Origin of the sequence: Streptomyces sp. NRRL S-646, from assembly GCF_000720765.1 — a bacterium.
In the GTDB taxonomy this organism is placed as follows: Bacteria; Actinomycetota; Actinomycetes; order Streptomycetales; family Streptomycetaceae; genus Streptomyces.
Map to the genome: position 1 here is coordinate 1 of NZ_JODC01000070.1, position 1,644 is coordinate 1,644.

At 66.9% G+C, this 1,644-nt stretch carries 2 protein-coding genes; one reads left to right on the forward strand and one right to left on the reverse strand.

The genetic code is table 11. The annotated features are described in order from the left end of the window. On the forward strand, positions 1-481 hold a 481-nt coding region (locus IH68_RS0148870; protein WP_030950283.1), incomplete at its 5' end, for an SUKH-4 family immunity protein. Positions 482-505: 24 nt separating this feature from the next. Here IH68_RS0148870 and IH68_RS60115 read toward each other — a convergent pair. Continuing rightward, positions 506-1,569, reverse strand: a protein-coding gene (locus tag IH68_RS60115; protein WP_420719051.1) for an IS630 family transposase whose coding sequence is annotated in 2 segments (ribosomal slippage) — positions 506-1,122 and positions 1,122-1,569 — 1,065 coding nt in all. Because the reading frame shifts where the segments join, the coding sequence is not laid out codon by codon here. Positions 1,570-1,644 lie beyond the last annotated feature (75 nt).

Here is a 1,644-nt window from a genome sequence, read left to right on the forward strand (position 1 = left end):
GCCCGAGTTCGTCTTGATCCCCATCGAGGCCCCACCCGAGGTGCCCACCCAGATCGCTGTTGATCTCGGGGAGACTGGCATCCCAGCCGGGTTGATCGGATACGAGTACCGGCCATTGAGCGAGCCGGTGTACTTCGGGGGGCTCGGTGAGCGGGGACTGGTCGCCATCGCGACGAGTGGCCTGTTCGGACGCATCGCAGTCGACGTGGCCACTGGTCACGTGGTGCAGATCCCCAAGCTCGAGTCAGCGACAGCCAATCACGTGAACAGCGACCTCGACTCCTTCAACCGATGCGTCGCGGCCGTGATCGCACGCTTCCCCTTCTATGCGGAGGACGACGAGGAGAGATTCGAGGAGGTGGCGGAAGAGCTGCGCGATCTCATCTCCGGCATCGACGAGACCGCTCTCGCGCACAACGGGTTCTGGGAGACCTTCTGCGACGACGTGTCGATCGGGGACTATGCGGACTGGGATGCGTGATCTGGGACCGGTTCCCGGCTTCGGTCAGCCGTCCAGGCTCAGGCCAGTGGCAGCGATGCAGCCGTCAACGAGGTCAGGGCGGTACTGGATGGACTTGAGCCGGCGTTTCACGGCTCTGGTGATCTCACCGAGGTCCGCGGCGGCCAGGTTGCCCAGGTCGCGCTTGACCAGCGCCCAGATGCCCTCGGTCGGATTGAGATCAGGGGCATAAGCCGGAAGTTGGAACACCGTCAGCCACTCAGCATTCGCATCGATGAACTCCTTCATACCAGCGGTCAGATGGAGGCGGACGTTGTCCCAGACCAGCACGATCGAGCCTCCGAGCTGAATACGGGCGCGGACGATCAGGTCACGGAAGTCCCGCCAGCCGAAGCCCTTCGGCTCGTCCTTCCGGCCCCGATACTCACGGATCGCATAGATGAGCCGGGACCGCCGGCCCGGCTTGAAGCAGGCCATGCCCGCCATCGACACCCGTCCCGAACCGCGGCCTCGAACCCGCACAACCGGGGTCTGCCCGATCCGCCCCCAGGACCTGGCACGCGGCGGAGTCATCGACTGCCCGGCCTCGTCCTCGAACACGATCCAGGCCCCGCGCTCCGCCGCGATGCTCTTACCCGCGGCCAGGTCTCCTTCTTCCACACCTCAACCGCCTCGTCATCCCGCTCGATGGCCCGCCTGGCTGGCTGCTGCCAGCTCCACCCGTGCCGCTTCAGCAACCGCCACGTGCCCTCGACGGTGCAGGAGACGCGGAACAGCCGGCCGATCAACTTCTTGATCCGCGCCAGCGTCCACCGCTGGTCCGCCCAGCCGTGGACCAGCGGACCACGCTCCAACTCACGCTCCAACCTGGCGATCTGCGCTTCGCTAAGCCGAGACCGCCCCGGAGAGCCCTGCGACAGCACCCCGGCCTCGCCACGCTCGCGCCAGGCCCGGCGCCACCGCTCCACCGACCGCTCGCTCACCCGCAAAGCGACGGCGACCTCGCGGTTCGTCTCCCCACCCTCGAAGCGGACGACAGCCTGCAACCGGATCCGCTCCCGCGAGGCCCTCTCCGCGTCGGTCAGCCCACCACCCTGCGCGTATCTCACTCCCCAGGAGCTACCGGAGCCAGCAGGCCGCTGTCAGGCGAACCGTCCCGACATCACTCAATCAAGTTCCGTAGC